17 protein-coding genes and 1 pseudogene are annotated in these 19184 nt (G+C 40.0%); 4 read left to right on the top strand and 14 right to left on the bottom strand.

What is annotated here, in order from left to right:
• From P20652_RS17115 to fabR, 9 genes and pseudogenes are all read right to left on the bottom strand, one after another.
• Positions 1 to 619, bottom strand: a pseudogene (locus P20652_RS17115) (hypothetical protein); the annotation flags it as partial.
• 98 nt (positions 620 to 717) lie between these two features.
• Positions 718 to 840: a hypothetical protein gene (locus tag P20652_RS21295; protein ID WP_008165390.1), complete on the bottom strand. Its 123-nt coding sequence runs from the start codon at positions 838 to 840 to the stop codon at positions 718 to 720.
• Between the two features lie 77 nt (positions 841 to 917).
• A complete protein-coding gene (locus tag P20652_RS20620) occupies positions 918 to 1238 on the bottom strand; it encodes a hypothetical protein (RefSeq protein ID WP_237707082.1) in 321 nt (106 codons plus the stop codon).
• A 29-nt stretch (positions 1239 to 1267) separates the two neighbouring features.
• Positions 1268 to 1927, bottom strand: coding sequence for a hypothetical protein (locus P20652_RS16585; RefSeq protein ID WP_139048193.1), 660 nt, complete (start codon positions 1925 to 1927; stop codon positions 1268 to 1270).
• Positions 1918 to 2292: a hypothetical protein gene (locus P20652_RS17105; RefSeq protein WP_033016868.1), complete on the bottom strand. Its 375-nt coding sequence runs from the start codon at positions 2290 to 2292 to the stop codon at positions 1918 to 1920. The genes P20652_RS16585 and P20652_RS17105 overlap by 10 nt, the downstream gene beginning before the upstream one ends.
• Positions 2293 to 2313: 21 nt before the next feature.
• Positions 2314 to 5379 (bottom strand): toxin VasX, encoded by a 3066-nt coding sequence (locus P20652_RS16590; protein ID WP_008165387.1) that lies wholly within the window; start codon positions 5377 to 5379, stop codon positions 2314 to 2316.
• A gap of 1 nt (position 5380) precedes the next feature.
• The gene (locus P20652_RS16595) at positions 5381 to 6049 is read right to left on the bottom strand and encodes a peptidoglycan-binding protein (RefSeq protein WP_008165386.1); all 669 of its coding nucleotides are present in this window, start codon (positions 6047 to 6049) and stop codon (positions 5381 to 5383) included.
• Positions 6050 to 6058: 9 nt separating this feature from the next.
• Positions 6059 to 7246, bottom strand: a complete 1188-nt coding sequence (locus P20652_RS16600) for a hypothetical protein (RefSeq protein WP_008165385.1) — start codon at positions 7244 to 7246, stop codon at positions 6059 to 6061.
• A gap of 129 nt (positions 7247 to 7375) precedes the next feature.
• Positions 7376 to 7999 (bottom strand): HTH-type transcriptional repressor FabR, encoded by a 624-nt coding sequence (fabR, locus tag P20652_RS16605; RefSeq protein WP_007582233.1) that lies wholly within the window; start codon positions 7997 to 7999, stop codon positions 7376 to 7378.
• Between the two features lie 126 nt (positions 8000 to 8125).
• Between fabR and P20652_RS16610 the strand changes: the two genes are divergently transcribed.
• Positions 8126 to 9259, top strand: coding sequence for a fatty acid desaturase (locus tag P20652_RS16610; protein WP_033016864.1), 1134 nt, complete (start codon positions 8126 to 8128; stop codon positions 9257 to 9259).
• Between the two features lie 13 nt (positions 9260 to 9272).
• Positions 9273 to 10703 (top strand): Si-specific NAD(P)(+) transhydrogenase, encoded by a 1431-nt coding sequence (gene sthA, locus P20652_RS16615; RefSeq protein WP_008165383.1) that lies wholly within the window; start codon positions 9273 to 9275, stop codon positions 10701 to 10703.
• 101 nt (positions 10704 to 10804) lie between these two features.
• Here the strand turns inward: sthA and P20652_RS16620 are convergent, their stop codons facing one another.
• The 3 genes from P20652_RS16620 to P20652_RS16630 form a co-directional block, all read right to left on the bottom strand.
• Positions 10805 to 11545 (bottom strand): phosphoadenylyl-sulfate reductase, encoded by a 741-nt coding sequence (locus tag P20652_RS16620; protein ID WP_008165382.1) that lies wholly within the window; start codon positions 11543 to 11545, stop codon positions 10805 to 10807.
• Positions 11546 to 11588: 43 nt separating this feature from the next.
• Complete coding sequence (gene cysI / locus P20652_RS16625; RefSeq protein WP_008165381.1) at positions 11589 to 13286, bottom strand: assimilatory sulfite reductase (NADPH) hemoprotein subunit; 1698 nt, start codon at positions 13284 to 13286, stop codon at positions 11589 to 11591.
• A 61-nt stretch (positions 13287 to 13347) separates the two neighbouring features.
• The gene (locus P20652_RS16630; RefSeq protein ID WP_008165380.1) at positions 13348 to 15162 is read right to left on the bottom strand and encodes an assimilatory sulfite reductase (NADPH) flavoprotein subunit; all 1815 of its coding nucleotides are present in this window, start codon (positions 15160 to 15162) and stop codon (positions 13348 to 13350) included.
• 303 nt (positions 15163 to 15465) lie between these two features.
• Between P20652_RS16630 and P20652_RS16635 the strand changes: the two genes are divergently transcribed.
• Positions 15466 to 17082 carry an endonuclease gene (locus P20652_RS16635; RefSeq protein ID WP_008165379.1) on the top strand — a complete coding sequence of 539 codons (1617 nt, stop codon included), beginning with the start codon at positions 15466 to 15468 and terminating at the stop codon, positions 17080 to 17082.
• Positions 17083 to 17110: 28 nt separating this feature from the next.
• On the opposite strand, the gene P20652_RS16640 is transcribed toward P20652_RS16635, so the two are convergent.
• Complete coding sequence (locus P20652_RS16640; RefSeq protein WP_008165378.1) at positions 17111 to 17575, bottom strand: hypothetical protein; 465 nt, start codon at positions 17573 to 17575, stop codon at positions 17111 to 17113.
• A gap of 183 nt (positions 17576 to 17758) precedes the next feature.
• Between P20652_RS16640 and P20652_RS16645 the strand changes: the two genes are divergently transcribed.
• A complete protein-coding gene (locus tag P20652_RS16645; RefSeq protein ID WP_008165375.1) occupies positions 17759 to 18295 on the top strand; it encodes a helix-turn-helix domain-containing protein in 537 nt (178 codons plus the stop codon).
• A 5-nt stretch (positions 18296 to 18300) separates the two neighbouring features.
• Here the strand turns inward: P20652_RS16645 and P20652_RS16650 are convergent, their stop codons facing one another.
• On the bottom strand, positions 18301 to 19062 hold the full coding sequence (locus P20652_RS16650) for a hypothetical protein (protein WP_008165374.1): 762 nt from the start codon (positions 19060 to 19062) through the stop codon (positions 18301 to 18303).
• Positions 19063 to 19184: the final 122 nt, after the last annotated feature.

Here is a 19184-nt window from a genome sequence, read left to right as displayed (position 1 = left end):
TTTTACCATCTGGTAATAAATATAAGCCATTGGAGTTAATAATTGGCCGCTCTCTGAGCTTTTTAGTGGGTACATGGTAATTATAATGCTCGCCATTGGCATAAAAAATGACGTTTTCACTGTCCGACGTCCAATTAAAATGAGGGACTCCTCCTCCAGCTGACATGGTGATTAGTTTTCTCTCTTTGGTGTCGTAAAGCTGACGAGTTGCTCTATCATTTATATAGCCCGAAATAGCAATATAACGGTTATCTGGTGAGCGTGCTGGTGGATGCAATCCGGCAGGCTCCATTTGGGTAAATATTTTTTCAGGAATAATACGACGCCTGTCTGAGCCATCTAACCGTGATGACCACAGCGTGCGCACTTCACTGCCTTTATATTTATTCCAAAACATTAACCGCGGGGTTGAAAATGTATCTGCATCGCCATACACCTCTTCGCGTATTTCTAGTGGCCACTCTGGATGGTTTTTGTGCTCTTTAGCCCATGGGTATTTAGCAACATCAACTTCTACTTGTGGTGAACTTTGCGATGATGGCTCTGAGCAACCGCTTAGCAATAAGTTAAAACAAACGCTGAGGGCGCAAAGCATCCTGTGATTTTTTAAAAACGTCATTAAAATTATCCTTTTACTACATGCACTTATTTACGAGGTAATATAAATAGCTACTTGGCTTGTAGTACCATTATCCAAAGCTACGGACGACAATCATTTCACTGACTATTCTCACGCCACTGTGCTTGCCCTGAGCCTAGTTCGTGTAATACATGATCTACTCTATTTTTACCTGATGGCGCATTTGATAACCATACTTTTATGTCACCGGTTTCGCTCATACCAATTATTAAATAAGGGATAATCTCTTTTGCTTTACGACCTGTACTTACAACGGTATATCTTGGTAAGTCTTTAGCTAATTTATAACCTTTTTGTCTATTGCCACTTCACCAAAGTAAATTCTATTTTCTGACTTATCTAACCATTCAACAGCTACTTTTTCTGGGAATTTTTGATCGTAAACACTTACCGTCGCTCTTGTTTCACCATAGCAGCACCCAATTGCCCCTGACGGTATTCCCCACTTATCATCAAATACTACAGAGCGCCCCAAAATTGCATTGCCATTTTCGGTGCCGACACCTGCGACCATGTAATCAATTTTACCTGTTGACGAACAGCCTACAGCAAATAATGTAAAAGTGAGTGTGGTGAGACATTTTATGAGGTTGTCCATAATTAATGCCATTTATCTCAACAAATCCTTTATTCACTCTTGTCCACATCCTTATTACTTTCTCGACTCTCGGCCCTACTTAAGCGCATACTCATGCTCATGTCCATCCCTGTAGATAAGGGTAAATTGTCTTTATCAAGCGGGATATCTGTATCGTTCTCTGATAAATGTGTTAACACCGCATTTAGCTGCTGCGCAAAATCTTTTGGTTTTTCATCATCAAAAAATGCAAAGGGTTTGTCATTTGATTGCCATTGCTTGCACTGCGACATTACATGCTCGCGGCCATACTCCATAAATTGGCAAATAAACGCAAATACTGGCTCGTACGCATCTTTACCGTTGTAATAAGGATTATGGCGCGGTTGCACCATAAAATTTGCCCATTGCATTTCCCCGCGTTTACCGAAGCTACGCGTTTGAATGCGCATCATTTGAGAGTCTTCATGTATTCGTAGGTCTTTAAAATGCTGGGCGCGAACGTTGCCCTTATACCAGTGATAAACAATTTGCCGATTACGGTCAAACACCATCGGCGCTTGGCGTTTAAAAAAGATTAGAAAATACAATAAGGGAGGAAGTGTCAGCATGTAAAATACCGACATGATAACATCTCTTTTTAATCTGCGCGTACCGCCCACATCAGCGGTTTCATAATAGTGATAATGCATATAACGACTTAATGACATTTTGCCATTTTCATCAAACATATCGTAAAAACTTTTATGAACTGGTTCAACATTTGAGGATAAAAAATAATCTTCTCCATATTTTTTTTATAGAAATCAACCATTTTCATCATACTCTCTTCCGTTGATTTCCACATAGAATAAAAATCCGCTATCTGGTAAAACGCTATAAATGACACCATGAATAACATAGGGATAATGCCCATATTACGGGCTTTAATAGAGTTGTTGCTAAGCTTACAGACATCATTATCAACATAGGTGATCGGCTGTGGTGGCATCTTTTCGCTAGGTAATTTAAATGCCAGCAACGCTTTTATCTTATTGATTAATGGTACTGGGTAAATTGGTTTTATTAATGCCATTATGGCCTCTTTTTATAAATTTCAGTTAGGCATAAAGTCATTATCAATCATACCAATAATTGCATCATCAAGGACTTCGTTTTCAACTAAGTAACGCTTAGGCACAATACTATTAGGGCTAGGCTCATAGTACCAATACAAAGTCACATTGTTTTTGTGCTCATGCTGTAAACTTAACATAAATGTTGCCAACCCTGATGTTAAATCGCTTTTTAGTGCGTTTAGCTGCTCTTTTAATTGCTTAGTTAAAGCAGAGGCTTCTTCAGGTACAACTGTATAAATTTCGCTCCCCCCTTTTTGTGATGCAATCGTCGCCACATCATCAGCTTGTTCTAACCTATTTACCATGATTTTAAAATGCAATTGCGATATTCCCTGCTTAAAATTAGGTAACGTAAAATGAAAATCTGATTGCCCCGTTTTATGCTCAAGCGCTAATACCGGACGATTAAATAAATTTTCAAATTCTTGCAATTCCACTTTGTAAGCATCGGCTATTTTTTTATCATCATATACCGTATAAGCCATAGGTAATCTTTTATTTATAGCCGGCCTAGCATCCGATGAATCAAACGGATTATATTTACTACCCTTGTCCCAAAATGGATACTTTTCACTACTCCCCCAAAAACAACAAGAGAGCAATAATTCTACATCGTTTTTACCATGGATAAATGCAACTGTCGCACCAGCACCGATTGCAATTAACCCCACAACAGTTAAAACAAGACTTATTGGCAAGGCGCCAGTTGCTGCTGTTCCACCGGCACCATAAAGCATCGCTTGCCCTGCCAAAATAAAAGAGCCTGCTGAAATAGCTAAGTAGCCAACCCCTTCCTCATCACTGCCCATATTAAATGCATGTAAGCTACTTATTGATGAACTAATACCACCAGTAATATTCGCCACTAAAATAAGCCGAGCAGCCACTTTACCCGTAACAAACTCGCTTAGTGATTTACTTAAACGTGTTGCCTGCGATGATAACTTTTGCATTGCTTGTGGCTGTAACAACTTAGGCTGCACCTTAGCACCTAGTTTTAGTGTGTCACTTCCTATGGTAGCGATATCAACCGTTAGCGCTGAGAGCACACTCGTCCATGTCATCACTGATTGAAATGTTGAGCGGTTTTTGAGTGGGTTTGTTATATCAAATCGATTTTGGTGGATTAGGTCGTTAATTGCTGAAAGATTAAAAAAGGCACTTAAACCAGCAAAGCTGCCATCTACTAAAAGCGCAATTTTACTCGCTTCACTGTAAGGGCTATGTACAAACTCATAATTATTGTAATGACGAGCATCAACCTGAATTTCTGATAGGGTAATCAGGGTGGGGAGTTTAGCGTCTTTTACGCCTTCAACCCAGTCAAATGCCGCTTGCCCTAGTTTAATTTTGCGCTCAGCACTGCCGACATAACGCTCTGCTGTTTGCGGGTTAGTTACATGTAAGTTGTGGTTTAAGTTTGAGTCATTGATGACTTGGTTAAGCAGTTTCTCTAGCTGTGGCTCAGTGAGAGAAACTGTTTTATCGAGTATTTGTATGCCATACGCGTTTAAGATAGCGGGGACTACTTTGTTGGCGATATAGTTAATCCCCGCCCCTGCACTTACACCAAATAGTTTTTTTGCGTAGTCCAAACTCACCTTTGTTGGTGAATATAACTTAGAGATAAGCGGGGCTATCGTCACCATCAGTCTATCTAAGGCTCTTAGGGTGTTTGCAGTAAAGTCAGTGCCCTTTTGTGGTTGCGTAACAATTGGCCTTAAAAAATAGTGCCAAAATATGGCGATTGGTGACGTATTACTGTTGCTGTCGGCCTGTTCAGCCCCTGCAATAAACAACTGCTCAAAGGCTTTATTTCCCGGTGCTGACGCTAACATTCCGGCAAACATATCAGTATAGATATCGCACACCTTAACAAGTTCACTTTCCTTCCCAGCATCTTGTTGGGGCTCTGCAAAAAAACTTTGCAGGTAGGTATTCAAACTCCCTACTTGATTTTGATGCGGCGCAGCTTCCATAAATGCGCTATACAAATCGACGAACTCTTGCTGGCGTGCTAAGTATGTACGCTGTCGTTTATCCATTGCTTGCCAATAGCGGCCATGCTCTTGCCAGTTGATGTTTTCTGCTAAGGCTTCTTTAATAACTTCGTCTTTACTACTACGAAGCGCTTGTACAAACGCGCCTATTGTGTAGGGATAAATGTTTTGAGCGGATTCGGCTTGCTGTAAAATACACAGCTGAGCATGGGCAAGTGCAATATCTTTTTGTCGTCCAACAGGATCAAATAACGCAACAATTTTAGATTGTTTAGAAAACCTCAATGTGTGATTAATAAGTAAGGAAATGTAACTTGCATCAAGCTCATAGGAGTCATCCGTAGTTAGTACATCTAAACTAATTTCATTTTGATCAGCCTCTGTACTTGCTTGAAACTTTAGAAAACGCTCTTTACGCTCTCTGTAATCCTCAACAAGCTTCCACAAGTTGATTTCTGTTGCTGGAACAAAGTCCTGCCCGTCTTCTTTTTGAAGGTCAATTAACTGCATGCATTCGCGACGAAAGCTTTGCTGACTTTGCAGCTTATCAATTACTTCCTTCGCTAATTCATGCTCGGTATAAACAATAGAGACTTTTTTTACCTCTCTACTGGCAAATACAAAACCATAGCTACCATCATCGGAAAGCTTACACTTTTTACGTGTATCCACTTCGATACCTTGAGAAGCATCGACACCATTTTTAAATTTGTATTTAACAAAGTGTTCAGTCGCTACGCCTTTATCACTTTTGCGTTTTTCATATTTAAAAATATGCAGTAAATCTGTTGCAGGATTATCTTCATCAAATAGATAAACCCAGCCTTCACGCAGTAAACGAACAATATAACCCTGCCCATCTTTAATCGTTCTTGCATGTAATAACGTATTCAAATCTGTAGGTAGCGCATTTTCATGTAATGTTTCTTCAAAAAAATTGGCATAGGCATATCGCACGGGATAAATAGGTGTCACTTCAGTATCAACTATCACTTTATTGATGCTATTAACCGCCATAGGTAAGGCATTATTTGCTGTATTCATTCTATTCCTTAGATTTAGAACCATAAACTTGCTTTAACTTAGCTTTTGTTTTTTCCCCTGCTATTGCGTCAACCTCTAAGCCATGTACAAATTGAAACCCCTTAACACCGGCTTTAGTTTTTGAGCCGTTAATTCCATCAACTGTACCGCAGTCAAAGCCTAATAAATTACAGCGAGCTTGCACACCTGAAAGTGTATCAACGGGATCTAAATGACCAACTTGTGCAGTAAAACTTTCACTAGGTGAGCTTTGATCTTCCTTGAGGTATAAATCAACCTGCCCAGTGAGTGAATCGTTATCGTTTAACTCAACTTCTATTAAACCATCGCTCGGCAATACAGTGTCTATTGTTTGGCTACCAATAGTAATTACGATGCGCTTACCCGTAATATCGTCACCATCTTCATGAATAATTTGCAGGCGAAAGTACTCTTTTTCGTTTTGTACAACAAAGCTATTAATACTGTTGGTGCGCAGCGGTATAAACTTTTCTTTTTTTGGCGGAATGGTAATTTTATCGCCCGGGTAAATTAAGTTTGGGTCTGGGCGTAGGGCTTTAAACTCTGCGTTGCTTGGGTGGTTGTAAAGCGCTTTAGATGTTTGGTAGCCGTATTGCTTAGCTATGCGCAATAGCGTTTCACCTTGGGCTACGGTGTGTTGTTGGGTCATTGTGTATCCTTAAACTTTGCCTACAGACCAATCTTCGCTGTCGAGTTCAAAAAAGCTGACTTTAGCGTTTTCAAAGTCGGGGCCTGATACGTTGGCATAACCGTTTTGATCTAGCTGCCCGGTAATAATGTGGCCGTTGCGTAGGCGTATTTTGTAGCCCATGTTGGCTTGTGGCTCGCCAGCTTCGTCGAGTAGTTCTATTTCGTAGGCTAGAGTGGGTTGTTCAACAGTAAATGTGGTGGTGTCGGTTGCGCCACTGGCCGTTACCGTAACATTATAAAGACCCGGTTTTACTTCAGCGTAGTGCTGCCAAAACGAGACTTCGTCGGGGCGCTTTTTTTCTAGTTGTAGCGTTATTTGCCCACTAGTTGGCCCTTGCCACTGAATAACTACACTGCGGCTGTTACTGCATGAGCCTTCTATATTGAGTTTCCAACCACTGGGTACTGTTAAGCTTGTGCCTGCTTTAGCAGGTTTGCGCTCGCTATAACCTAGGTTGTAATCGTAAATTAAATTGGCATTTTTATAGCCGGTATATTGCTGTGCTAATTGATCTACGGTTTCGGCGGCGCTAAGTACGTGGGTTGTAAAATTTTGCCTAACAGTGTGAGACGCTTTTAGTAGCATTGTGCTGTTTAGCTCTGGCTTATAAATACGTACAGCGGGCGCATGTTGTTGTATAGGTTGCACCGCTTTTTTAGGTTTTTGATTATAACTTTGCTGATTTATAAATTGCGGACTATTTTGCGCAGCTGATTGGCTGTTTATAAATGCAGAAGTGCTTGGCGTCATTACTGTGTTATTTATAAAAGTATTGTTTTGCAACGCTGTTTGCGATGATGTAATTGAACCATTATTAACCGCGCCCGAGTACTTTGTTGGTGCTTGAGTTTGTTTTGGGTAAACAGCTAGGCGTGTACTAGCTTGCTTAAACAGAGAATATGGTACCTTTTTCCACTCTTTGTCTTTAGCCCAATATTGGCACCGAGTGTCGTCGCGTAATCGCGCAGCTTGGTGTTTATCTAGCGCACCAAACAGGTTGTCTTGCAGTTGCCTTTGCAACACTTTAGGAAGTTTGCAAAGCTGAGCACGACTTAAATAAGAGAATGTAACCACAGGCTCTGAATTTTCAGGCTCATTATGTGGTTGTTCAAATAGTGGGGGGTAATTTAAGTTCACCGGATCCTTGGTGAGCATTTGCATCCTCGCTTTCTCTTAATAAGAGACTTATTTATTATTTAGTTACGGCTAAAAGGTATGCCGTTATTATAGTGCGTTAATATAAAGAAATAGGCACAAAAAATCTACAATGAATTTTTAAATTTGCTAACTTTGTTCAGTGTTTTCTCTTACGTAATGTCCGGCTCCACGAGTAATATAACGCAGCTGCCAAATAACGCGCTCAATCAATTCGTCGCGTTGCAATCCTTCTATATCGAGCGCTTCTGCACCCGCATTAAATACGAGCGTTACCATAGATTCCGCCTGAATATAGGCATGCATAGCGTTGCACTTAGTTTCGCTTTCTAGATAGTGAGCCAACTCTAAAATAAAATGCTTTACCTCGCGGGCTACAGCGGCTCTAAATGCTTTAGAAGTCCCAGATCGTTCTCGCAGCAACAACCTAAATTGGTTACTTGAGTTATCAATAAACTCCATAAAAGTAACCACTGAGGTATTTATAACACTGCCGCCATCGTTTGCTATTCGTCTGCGTGCTTGACGCATTAGTTGGCGAAGAGTTAAGCCTGCTTCGTCTACCATGGTTAAACCTAGCTCATCCATGTCTTTAAAATGACGATAAAAAGAAGTTGGGGCAATACCAGCTTCTCGTGCCACTTCGCGTAAACTTAAATTCGAAAAACTATGATCAGCACTCAGCTGATTAAATGCCGCTTGAATTAACGCCTGTCGTGTTTTTTGTTTCTGTTGCGCTCTAACACCCGACATCAACAGCTCCCTGAATTATTTTATATGAATATTTAGTGATATTAGCTCAATTGTACAGTCTAATACTTGACGACGAGAGTTTGAAATACTATTTTAGCTTACAGTTGTACGCTGAGATTGAGAATTATGAATAAACCACCGATTATTTGGACAAACGTCCTATTTTTTAGCCTAACCTTTTTGGCGGCTGCCACACTTGTACCTTGGTACGCCATTAGCTACGGATTTACCAGCGCGCATTGGATTGCTTTTGTTGGCTGCATGTTTTATGCAGGCTTATCAATTACTGCCGGCTACCATCGATTATGGGCACATAAAACCTATAACGCACACCCTGCTGTTGAATTTATTTTTGCGCTTGGCGGTGCTTTTGCACTACAAAACAGTGCTTTGCATTGGAGTAGCGATCACCGTATACATCACGGTCAAGTTGACGACCCAATAAAAGACCCTTACGCGGCGACCAATGGTTTTTGGTATAGCCATATCGGCTGGATGTTACGTGACTACCAAGGCGATAGCTACGGTGATTATAGTAATTGTCGTGATTTACAACGAAATAAAGTCGTTATGTGGCAACATAAGCACTACTTGAAACTAGCACTTGCTATGAACGTAGGTTTGCCTCTTGCACTTGGTTTATTAGTTGGTGATGTGTGGGGTATGTTAATTCTTGCAGGTTTACTACGCTTAGTACTAAGCCAACACTTTACCTTTTTTATAAACTCAGTTGCACATATTTGGGGTTCTCGCCCATACACCGAAAAAAATACGGCACGCGATAACGGCTTTTTAGCGTTATTTACATACGGTGAGGGGTATCACAACTTCCACCATATTTTTGCAAGCGACTACCGTAACGGTATTAAATGGTTTCATTACGACCCAACAAAATGGATGATCCGCTCTTTAGCAGCTGTTGGTTTAGCTAATAAACTAAAGCGTACACCTGTTGAACGTATCGAAAAAGCAAAGGCCGAAACGCTCATGAGCAAAACGCAAACGCGTCTTGCAAAATTGCCTTTAGCACAAGATAAGATTACATTATTACAACAAGAGTACGATTTACTGCTGAAAAAACTGCAAAATTATTGTTCACTACAAAAACAAGTGTTAGAAGTTAAAAAAAATAACATGGCAAAGCAGTGTGAACGCTCAGCATTAATGGCACAATACCATGAGCTGGAAGCCGCCTGGGAAAATCAAAAACAGGCATGGCTAGCACTTAATGCGAGGTTATTAAAAGCCTCTTTTAATTAATTTAGGAGTGGCTGTGGCCAAACAACCAGAACAAAAAAAAGTACCCGTGACATACCAATATGATGCAATAATTATTGGCACGGGTCCTGGCGGTGAAGGTACCGCCATGAACCTTTCAAAAAACGACAAAAAAGTAGCGGTTATTGAACGCCAAGAATCAGTTGGTGGCGGTTGTGTACATTGGGGAACAATTCCTTCAAAAGCGCTTCGCCACTCTGTTAGCCGCTATATTGAATACAAAGCAAATCCGTTATTTAATGTTGGTGAGCGCCCTAGCTGCTTAACATTTCCTGATATTTTACGTCATGCCAGTTCTGTTATTTCTAAGCAATCTAATTTACGTAGTAGCTTTTACGATCGTAACCGCATTCATATGTTTCAAGGTGATGCGAGCTTTGTAGATAAGCACACGATTGAAGTAAAAAGAAATGATGGTTCAACTGAGCGACTGACTGCTAAAACGATTGTTATAGCAACCGGCTCACGCCCTTATCGCCCACCAGAAGTCGATTTTACGCATTCTCGTATTTATGAGAGCGACACTATTTTAGGTCTTAAACACGACCCTCACCGCGTACTTATATACGGCGCTGGTGTAATTGGTTGTGAATACGCTTCTATATTTAAAGGTTTAGGCGCTAAAGTTGATTTGGTTAATACACGCGACCGACTACTTGCTTTTATGGATGCTGAAATATCTGACGCGCTTAGCTATCACTTTTGGAACAGCGGTATTGTTATTCGTCATAACGAAGAGTTTGACCGAATAGAGACCCGTGACGACTGCGTTATTATGCATTTAAAATCAGGCAAACGCGTAAAAGCTGACTGTATTTTATTTGCTAATGGCCGTACTGGTAATACAGATACATTAAACCTTGAAGCCATTGGTTTAAAAGCCGATAGCCGTGGCCAATTAAAAGTTAACGAAACATACCAAACAGAAATTGATAACGTTTACGCTGTAGGTGATGTAATTGGCTATCCAAGCCTTGCTAGTGCTGCGTTTGACCAAGGTCGTATAGCTGCTGATGCAATTGCGTGTGGTAACTGTGACGACAGACTGATTGTTGATATTCCGGCCGGTATTTATACCATCCCAGAAATGAGCTCAGTAGGTAAAACAGAGCAAGAACTTACAGCCGCTAAAGTACCATATGAAGTTGGCCGTGCTCAGTTTAAGCATTTGGCTCGCGCGCAAATTGCGGGCACTGAAGTAGGTAGTTTAAAAATATTATTCCACACCGAAACCAAAGAAGTACTTGGCGTACATTGTTTTGGCGAACGTGCCTCTGAAATTGTTCACATTGGCCAAGCCATTATGGAACAAAAAAATGGTGGCAATAATATCGACTACTTTGTAAATACCACATTTAACTACCCAACCATGGCTGAGGCTTACCGTGTTGCGGCATTAAATGGTTTAAATCGCTTATTTAAGTAACTAATTTACAATTTTTAAATATGGATTAACGATACTAAAAATCCGATATTAGAAAAGCTAATATCGGATTTTATTTACAATTTAACGACACGCTTAGAAAGTTAAATACCATCGCCATCAATGTGTAATCCACATTCACGATTTAAACCAAAAAAGCGCGTTTCTTCTTCAGTCATTCCTGGCTCTAATTTACGTGTTGTATGTACATCACCCATCGACACATAACCTTGCTCCCATAATGGGTGATAAGGTAAATCGTGCTTTGTAAGATACTGATACACGTCGCGGTTAGACCACTCAATAATGGGGTATACCTTCACTGTGCCACGGCTAATTTCTACAAACTGTTTGTCAGCTCGCGTAGATGATTGGTCACGACGCAAACCACTAAACCAAGTGCCTGCTTTTATGTCTTTTAACGCGCGGGTCATTGGCTCTACTTTATTAAGCTGATTGTATTGCTTAATACCGTCTTCGCCTTGCTCCCATAATTTACCAAATTTAGCCTCTTGCCATGCTGGGCTAAGCGGCGCTCTATACACCTTTAAGTTAAGTGATAAACGCTCACTCATTTGCTCAATAAACTGATACGTTTCAGGAAATAAATAGCCTGTATCAGTTAATACAACGGGAATATCTGGACGTTGTGAGGTCATTAAATGCAGCATTACTGCCGCTTGAATACCAAAGCTAGATGATAAAAAAGCCGTATTAGGCAAGTTATCAAGCGCCCATGCAACACGCTGTTCTGCGCTCATATTCGCTAGTAAACCATTAGCATCAGCTAACATAGCCGTTTGGCTTTGTTTATCTAGCTGTAAAATGTTTTTAAATTCACTCATGGTAAATTCCAAACCTCACCAGCGCCAAAGCGCTGGTATTTAATTAAGCGTGAAAATCGGTTACTGATACTTTTACTTCAGCAACTATGCCTTTGCGTATAACAAAGTCACCAAAACACTCACCGTCATTGCGCTCGCTTGCCCATTGGCCAATTAGCTTATCGAATGCTTCTAGGTAAACGTCTTCGCCTACGTTCTCAAGGTACAATTTAGGAATACGTGTGCCTTCTAAATTACCACCTAAGTAAACGTTGTACTTACCTGGGCCTTTACCCACTAAACCAGCTTCTGCAAGCATTGCGCGGCCACAACCGTTAGGGCAACCTACAACGCGCATAATAATGCTGTCATCGGGTATACCGTGCTTAGCAAGTAATGCTTCAGTTTTTTCTACTAGGCTTGGTAAGTAACGCTCTGCTTCGGCCATTGCAAGTGGGCACGTTGGCAGTGAAACACACGCCATAGAATTTTTACGCTGCTGCGAATCTGTGTCATCAATCAGGCCATGGCTACGAGCAATTTCTTCAATCACGGCTTTTTGATCTGCAGGTACGCCAGCAATAATTAAGTTTTGGTTTGCCGTCATACGCATGTCACCTTGGTGAACTTCTGCAATTTTACGACAACCAGTTTTAAGCGGTTTGCCTGGGTAGTCTAAAATACGACCACTTTGAATAAATAGCGTTAAGTGGTGCTTACCATCAATGCCTTCAACCCAACCAATACGGTCGCCACGATGAGTAAACTCAAACGGACGGCTTGGTGCAAACGTAACGCCTGAGCGCTTTTCAACTTCTGCTTTAAATACATCAACACCTACACGGTCTAATGTGTATTTAGTTTTTGCATTTTTACGGTTTGAACGATTACCCCAATCGCGCTGCACAGATACAACATGCTCTGCAATTTTTAAGGTATCTTCTAGCGTAATAAAGCCAAAGTCATCGGCTTTGCGCGGATAAGTTGCTGTATCGCCATGCGTCATGGCAAGGCCACCGCCCACTAATACGTTAAAACCAACTAGCTTGCCGTTATCAGCAATTGCCACAAAGTTTAAATCGTTAGCGTGCACATCAACTTCGTTGTTAGGTGGGATAGTTACCGTTGTTTTAAACTTACGCGGTAAGTAATTAGATCCTAAAATTGGCTCTTCTGTGGTTTCTGCTTTTTCGCCATTTAGCCAAATTTCAGCATACGCTTTAGTTTTTGGTAATAAGTGTTCAGAAATTTTTGCAGCCCACTCATACGCTTCTTGGTGTAACTCAGACTCGACTGGGTTGGTAGTACAAAGCACATTACGGTTAACATCACCTGCTGTAGCAATAGAGTCTATACCCACGCTATTAAGCATTTGGTGCATGCCTTTAATATTTGGCTTTAATACACCATGGAACTGAAACGTTTGACGCGTTGTTAAACGAATGCTGCCGTAACTAGTTTTGTCATCTGCAAACTTGTCGATTGCTAACCACTGCTCTGGCTTAATAATGCCGCCAGGCATACGTGCACGTAACATTACATTATGTAATGGCTCAAGCTTTTGCTTTGCACGCTCACCACGTATATCGCGGTCATCTTGTTGGTACATACCATGAAAACGAATTAACTGAAAATTATCGGCTGTAAAGCCACCAGTAATTTCGTCTGTTAAATCTTTTTCTATGGTGCCACGTAAAAAGTTACTTTCTCTTTTCAAACGTTCGTTATCAGAAAGTTTTACGTTTTTATCTTGTTCGCTCATTTTAAATCCTAAATTTGTTACAGTGACGGCTGTTAGCTGTTAAATAAAATAAGAAACGTGATTAATACACGTCTTTCTGATAGCGGTTTGCGCTACGCAAATCTTTTAAATATTGCTCTGCGTCTTCATTGCTCTTGCCTGTGTTTTCTTTAACAATATCAAGCAAGGCGTTGTGTACATCTTTTGCCATGCGATTTGCATCGCCACAAATATAAAAGTGAGCGCCAGCTTCTAACCACTCAAACACGTCTTTACTGTTACTGCGTAATTTGTCTTGTACGTATACTTTTTCTGCTTGGTCACGGCTAAATGCAACATCTACTTTGTTAAGTAAACCCGATTTTAAATAACCCTGTATTTCTACTTGGTATAAAAAGTCTTGAGTGAAATGTGGGTTACCAAAAAACAACCAGTTTTTGCCTTGTACTTCACGCGAATCACGTTCTTGTAAAAATGCACGGAACGGCGCAATACCCGTACCTGGGCCAACCATAATCACAGGTGTATCATCGTTAGTGGGTAGGCGGAAATTGTCGTTGTGTTCGCTAAATACTTTAACTTTACAACCTTCTTCTGCACGACGAGTTAAGTAACCAGTACAGCCACCTAAATGCTCGCTATCAAAAGTATCAAACTCAACAAGTCCAACAGTTAAATGCACTTCGTCTTCAACCTCGCTTTGGCTAGATGCAATAGAGTACAAACGAGCTTGTAGTTTACGCAGGCAATCTACTAATATTTGCGCATCAATTTTTGCAGGGTTTTGGCGAATTACATCAAATATTTGTCGAGGCTCAATGTATGCGCGCATTGCAGCTTTATCTTCCACAAGCTTTAATAATTCAGGCGTGCCTGTTGCTATTGCGTATTTTTCTACAAAACCTGGGTATGACTGAGTCAACTCTAATTTTTCAATGAGTGCATCACGTATGCTTAGCTCTTCATTACCTAGTTTTACAATGCTCGCTGCATCAATTTGAGTAAGTGTAAGTACTTCATCAACTAATAAATCATCATTTAAAAAATACACACCTAATGAGTCACCCGGTGTGTAAGTAATGTCTGAGCCTTCAAGTGAAATTTCAACGTGGCGTACATCTTTGCTAGAGTCGCGACCCGTAATTTTTTGTACTGTTAATAGCTCTGCTTCAAATGGATTTTGTTTTGTATATTGGCTTGAAGCGGTAGCTGGTGCACCAAAAGGCATTGTTATTGCTTGACCGTTAGCGCCACCCTGCTGCGCTTTTATATCTGGTTCAAATGCATCAAGTGCACCTTGAATCCACGTTGCGGCTTCTTCTTCGTAATCTACATCTAAATCAGCGCGTTGATAAACTGACTCTGCGCCTAGCTTATTTAGGCGCTCTTCAAAATCTTTTGCTGTTTGACAGAAAAACTCATAGCTAGAATCACCTAAACCAATAACCGCTATTTTTAAAGCGTCTAATTTAGGCGCTTTTTTAGTTGCCAAAAATTCGTGGAGTGTTTCACCGTCTTCAGGTGGCTCACCTTCGCCGTAAGTAGATACAACAATGGTTAAAAACTTTTCTTTCTTCAGGGCTGTTGGTTTGTAATCAGACATACTTACTAGCTTTACAGCTAAACCACGTGATTCAGCCTGCTCTTTCATCTTAGTTGCTACGCCTTTTGCATTACCTGTTTGCGAGCCATATAAAATGGTTAGTGGTGAGGCATCACCTGTCGCTGATACACCCGCAGTAACGCCACTTAACGAAGCTGAATTAGCATTTGCAGCTAAGTAACCACTTACCCACGCTTGCTGTATTGGATTTAGTTCAGCTACTAAGCCTTGCAGTTTTTGTACTTGTTCTTGCGATAGCGGGCTTGCCGCAGCATTAAGTTGACCTAACAACATGAATCGATTCCCCATAACCCTGAAAATTAGACACAATACATTATAAGTATCGTTAAAAAATGAGTTTTACCTCATCCAGAAAGTGTCTGTCGAGGTTTTCTAAGTATGCAGGATAACGGGCTAGGCGAGTATAAAAAAAGAATAGAATCTGCTTTGATATTCCATTTAGTTATTAATTTTAAAATAAACCAAAAAAAATAGATTAAAAAGCAATTATTGCTTTTAATTGAACTTTAAATTAACAATTTTGTAACCTTAATGATTTAATGTATATTATTCGCTAAAGACAAAATAGGAACACCCATGTTACGCCGGACATACAAACACAAACTACTTAGCATCGCATTGTTACTCGGCTCATTACCATCAATGGCAAATGTTGCAAATGGCAGCTTTGAGCAGTGGTCAGGCAATACACCTGACACGTGGAGCACGATAGACAGTGGCATTAGCCTATCGCGTTCAACAATCATTGTTAAAACAGGTAATAGCGCTGCAGCAATTAATGTAACAACAGGCTCACAGGCTAATACCGATTTATTACAACAAATAACGGTAGAAGCAGGAAAAACCTATGCATTTTCAGCTGATGTTTACCACACAGAAGGAAAAATAAAAGCACGTTTATTTGTAGATGGTTACCAAGGCTTTTCTAATAATACGCAAACCAATCAATGGCAAACAATTACCCATAGCTATACAGCAAGTAGTAATAAAACCATTAGTGTTGGCTTACGATTTTATGATGTCAGTGGCTTTGATGGCAGTGAACTTGTTTATGTAGATAATTTTTTACCTACAAGTAACGACAGCGGCTCAGTGAGTTGTTCGGGCAATAGCCTCTCTTTTAGTTTGACTACAGACAATTATGGTAGCGAAACAAGCTGGGCTATTAATAATAACCAAGGTAGCACGGTTGCCAGTGGTAGTGGCTATGCGTCTAATACGCAATATAACGAAGCGCTGTGTTTAGCTGATGGCGCCTACACCTTTACTATTAACGACAGCTACGGTGATGGTATTTGTTGTAGTTTTGGCAGCGGTAGTTACGCACTTACTAATAACGGGTCAACACTTGCAAGTGGCGAAAGCTTCAGCAACGCTGAAAGCACCTCATTTACGCTGGGCAGTGGTTCTGGCAGCACCCCAACTACACCAACAGGTTATTATATTACAGCACAAGGCCTAACCGGTTACGCACTAAAAACTGAGCTTTATAACATTATTAATAATCATAGTTCGCAGGGATATTCTGCAATCTGGAATTTTTATGATTCATCGGCTCGCGATATATATTTTGAAAACGATAATAGTATTTTAGATATGTACAGCGAAAAGCCAAACGGCAACGATAGCTACACATACACAGCAATAAGCGATCAGTGTGGTAACTATAGTGGCGAAGGCGGATGTTACAACCGCGAGCATTCATTCCCTAAAAGTTGGTTTGGCGGCACAAATGAGCCTATGAACTCAGATGTTCACCACATTTATGCAACCGATGGTTATGTAAATTCTAAACGTAGCAACTTTCCGTTTGGTGAAGTGGCAAGCGCTACGTTTAGATCAACCAATGGCAGCAAACTAGGCTCTGCAAGTAGCGCAATTAATTACTCAGGTACAGTATTTGAACCGATTGATGAATTTAAAGGTGACTTTGCTCGCGCTTATTTTTATATGGCTACACGTTATGAAAACGTAATCGGCTCTTGGCAAAATAATACCACTGCAAGTAATGCGGTACTTAATGGGTCAAGTAACCAAGTATTTGAAAGCTGGGTTGTTGCTATGTTGCTTAATTGGCATAACGCAGACCCTGTGAGCCAAATGGAAATAGACCGAAACCAAGCTGCGTTTGAATTTCAAGGTAATCGTAATCCCTATATCGACTACCCTGAATTTGTAGAAATGATTTGGTAGAGAAATATAGCTTCAGCCAAGGCTGAAGCTATTTAAAACTCGCCTGACCAAGCGCAATAGACTCATAGCGCTGCCCTGTTAGTTTAATCACCCATACATTGTCTGCAAATGTGCGACTAAAATACACCGTTTGCCCATTTGGAATATTTGGCATAAAAGACGTAATAGACTCCCATTGGCTGTCTACTTTTTCTTTAAGTTTCATACTCGCGTTAAAATAGCTGCCTTCTTTATTTGTTTTAATCTCAAGGGCTGTTAACTGCTCATCGTCACCTATTTCTATTAATGCACTTTTGTTTAAGCTGGCTAATAGTTGAGGTTGATGAATGGGTTGTAGATTTTTTAGTGTTTCATCTACTTGGCTGTCTATGGTTATATTATTTTCTAATTTATAAATAGTTGCTTTAATCGCAAATACTGGCTCTGCAATACATGCTGAGGATAAAAACCCCAAGGTAATACAGATTACTGCTTTATAAAAATACGTTTTCATTAGTTATACTCCTTTATTAATAAGTCTGCTTAGCATAACTAAAAAACACCTAATTAATATATAACTCACTAATATTCATGATATTCTTTTTATTCATCGCCATGAATATAACTCAGCAGGCTATTTAAAAAACTCATTTTTAGCGATAATGCGCGGGTAAGTAAACAATTAGAGTATGGAAACATGTCATCATTAGGAACAGAATTAAAACGCATTAGAGCAAACAAAAAGTGGACCCAAGCATTTGCTGCACGTGAAATTGGTATCCAGCAGTCTTACTTATCTAAGCTCGAAAATGGACAATTTATTCCTTCCACTGAGGTAATTGAAAAGCTCGAACTTTGCTATGGCGAAGCGTGTTTAGATAAGTATTCACCCTCAAAACCATCACAACACACATCATTTAAAAAAATGCCGCTTATGAGTTTGCTCCTGTTTATCACTAGTCTTGTAATATGGCTGTGTGCAACATATGAAATTTTTTATCCAGAAACCTACTTCACCTATCAAGCAAAGCTAAGGGATTTTTTAGCGTTTAATGTGACTCAGCAATATCAAGGCGAGCGATTTATAGAGGGGGATGTTACATACCAAATTGTGGGCGAAAGACAAGTTAGCCGGATTGAAAACCGCTTTTTAATTGTAAGCTCTGTGCTGTGTATTTTAGTGTCAGTCGTAATAGGCGTTTTATCGCAAACACATAAGTTTCGTAAATTATGAACCCACTACCGAATTTGCTTTTTAACGTTCCATTTATCCATTATTTTATCGAATAAAATAGCATCGTTATTTTTACATGGCCTTGGTGATCCTTGCGGCAACCCTACTTTCCCCATCACACCATTGAAATCGATGTCATAACACATACCTTTATACATCTCCGTTCGCTTACCTCCATCAGCGTTTTGCCATAATATCACTGATTTTAAATCACTAGAATGCTCAATAGGAACCGTAATTTGTTGGTGGTTTTTACTATTTGGCAAAGTTGCTATTTGCGTGTAATCAAACGATACAATGGCCTTATTTGAAGTTGAAAACTGAGGTATCAATGCGTAAGGGTTAAGCTTTTTAAATGACTGCTGTTTAGCTTTTGAATTAACCTTACTCTTTATATTATCAATAACTACCTTATCAACATTATGCTTTTTTCCATCGGTACTTGTGGCCGTATTTCCATTTGCTGTAATAGCACCATCCGGTAAATCTGATTCTAATTGCTTGTCGTTTTCAAAATCACGTTCTTTAAGCGGCTTAGCTGTTAACTCACTTGCATCAAGATCAGTATTATTTTCAGAGAATGAAGCACTGGGTTGCTTACTATTTTTATTACTAGTTAATGTTGCAAGGTCCACCATTACATAAGCTTTTATTACTTTGCCTGTAGGGGGTTGTGCTATCTCAATCGTTTGCCTCGAAATCAAATAAATAACAACAACATGCAAACCAATTGATATACCCCACGCTTTATAGTTACCTTTAAACACATCCGCTCCCTGTGAACAGTTTATTCTATGAGTATAATTAGGCAGGTTTAGTTCATTTAGGGAGGCACTGTTATTAGGTTAAAAACCATCAATAAGTGGCTTTACTGCAGTACTAAAAGCAA

The organism is Pseudoalteromonas sp. BSi20652 (genome assembly GCF_000239855.1).
Classification (GTDB): domain Bacteria; phylum Pseudomonadota; class Gammaproteobacteria; order Enterobacterales; family Alteromonadaceae; genus Pseudoalteromonas.
This window is presented reverse-complemented; position numbering and strand designations above follow the sequence as displayed.

Coding starts and splice junctions, on each gene's coding strand:
- P20652_RS21295 (WP_008165390.1), bottom strand. CDS start 840: ATGAGCGAAACCGGTGACATAAAAGTATGGTTATCAAATGCGCCATCA.
- P20652_RS20620 (WP_237707082.1), bottom strand. CDS start 1,238: ATGGACAACCTCATAAAATGTCTCACCACACTCACTTTTACATTATTT.
- P20652_RS16585 (WP_139048193.1), bottom strand. CDS start 1,927: ATGTCATTAAGTCGTTATATGCATTATCACTATTATGAAACCGCTGAT.
- P20652_RS17105 (WP_033016868.1), bottom strand. CDS start 2,292: ATGGCATTAATAAAACCAATTTACCCAGTACCATTAATCAATAAGATA.
- P20652_RS16590 (WP_008165387.1), bottom strand. CDS start 5,379: ATGAATACAGCAAATAATGCCTTACCTATGGCGGTTAATAGCATCAAT.
- P20652_RS16595 (WP_008165386.1), bottom strand. CDS start 6,049: ATGACCCAACAACACACCGTAGCCCAAGGTGAAACGCTATTGCGCATA.
- P20652_RS16600 (WP_008165385.1), bottom strand. CDS start 7,246: ATGCTCACCAAGGATCCGGTGAACTTAAATTACCCCCCACTATTTGAA.
- fabR (WP_007582233.1), bottom strand. CDS start 7,999: ATGTCGGGTGTTAGAGCGCAACAGAAACAAAAAACACGACAGGCGTTA.
- P20652_RS16610 (WP_033016864.1), top strand. CDS start 8,126: ATGAATAAACCACCGATTATTTGGACAAACGTCCTATTTTTTAGCCTA.
- P20652_RS16620 (WP_008165382.1), bottom strand. CDS start 11,545: ATGAGTGAATTTAAAAACATTTTACAGCTAGATAAACAAAGCCAAACG.
- cysI (WP_008165381.1), bottom strand. CDS start 13,286: ATGAGCGAACAAGATAAAAACGTAAAACTTTCTGATAACGAACGTTTG.
- P20652_RS16630 (WP_008165380.1), bottom strand. CDS start 15,162: ATGTTGTTAGGTCAACTTAATGCTGCGGCAAGCCCGCTATCGCAAGAA.
- P20652_RS16635 (WP_008165379.1), top strand. CDS start 15,466: ATGTTACGCCGGACATACAAACACAAACTACTTAGCATCGCATTGTTA.
- P20652_RS16640 (WP_008165378.1), bottom strand. CDS start 17,575: ATGAAAACGTATTTTTATAAAGCAGTAATCTGTATTACCTTGGGGTTT.
- P20652_RS16645 (WP_008165375.1), top strand. CDS start 17,759: ATGTCATCATTAGGAACAGAATTAAAACGCATTAGAGCAAACAAAAAG.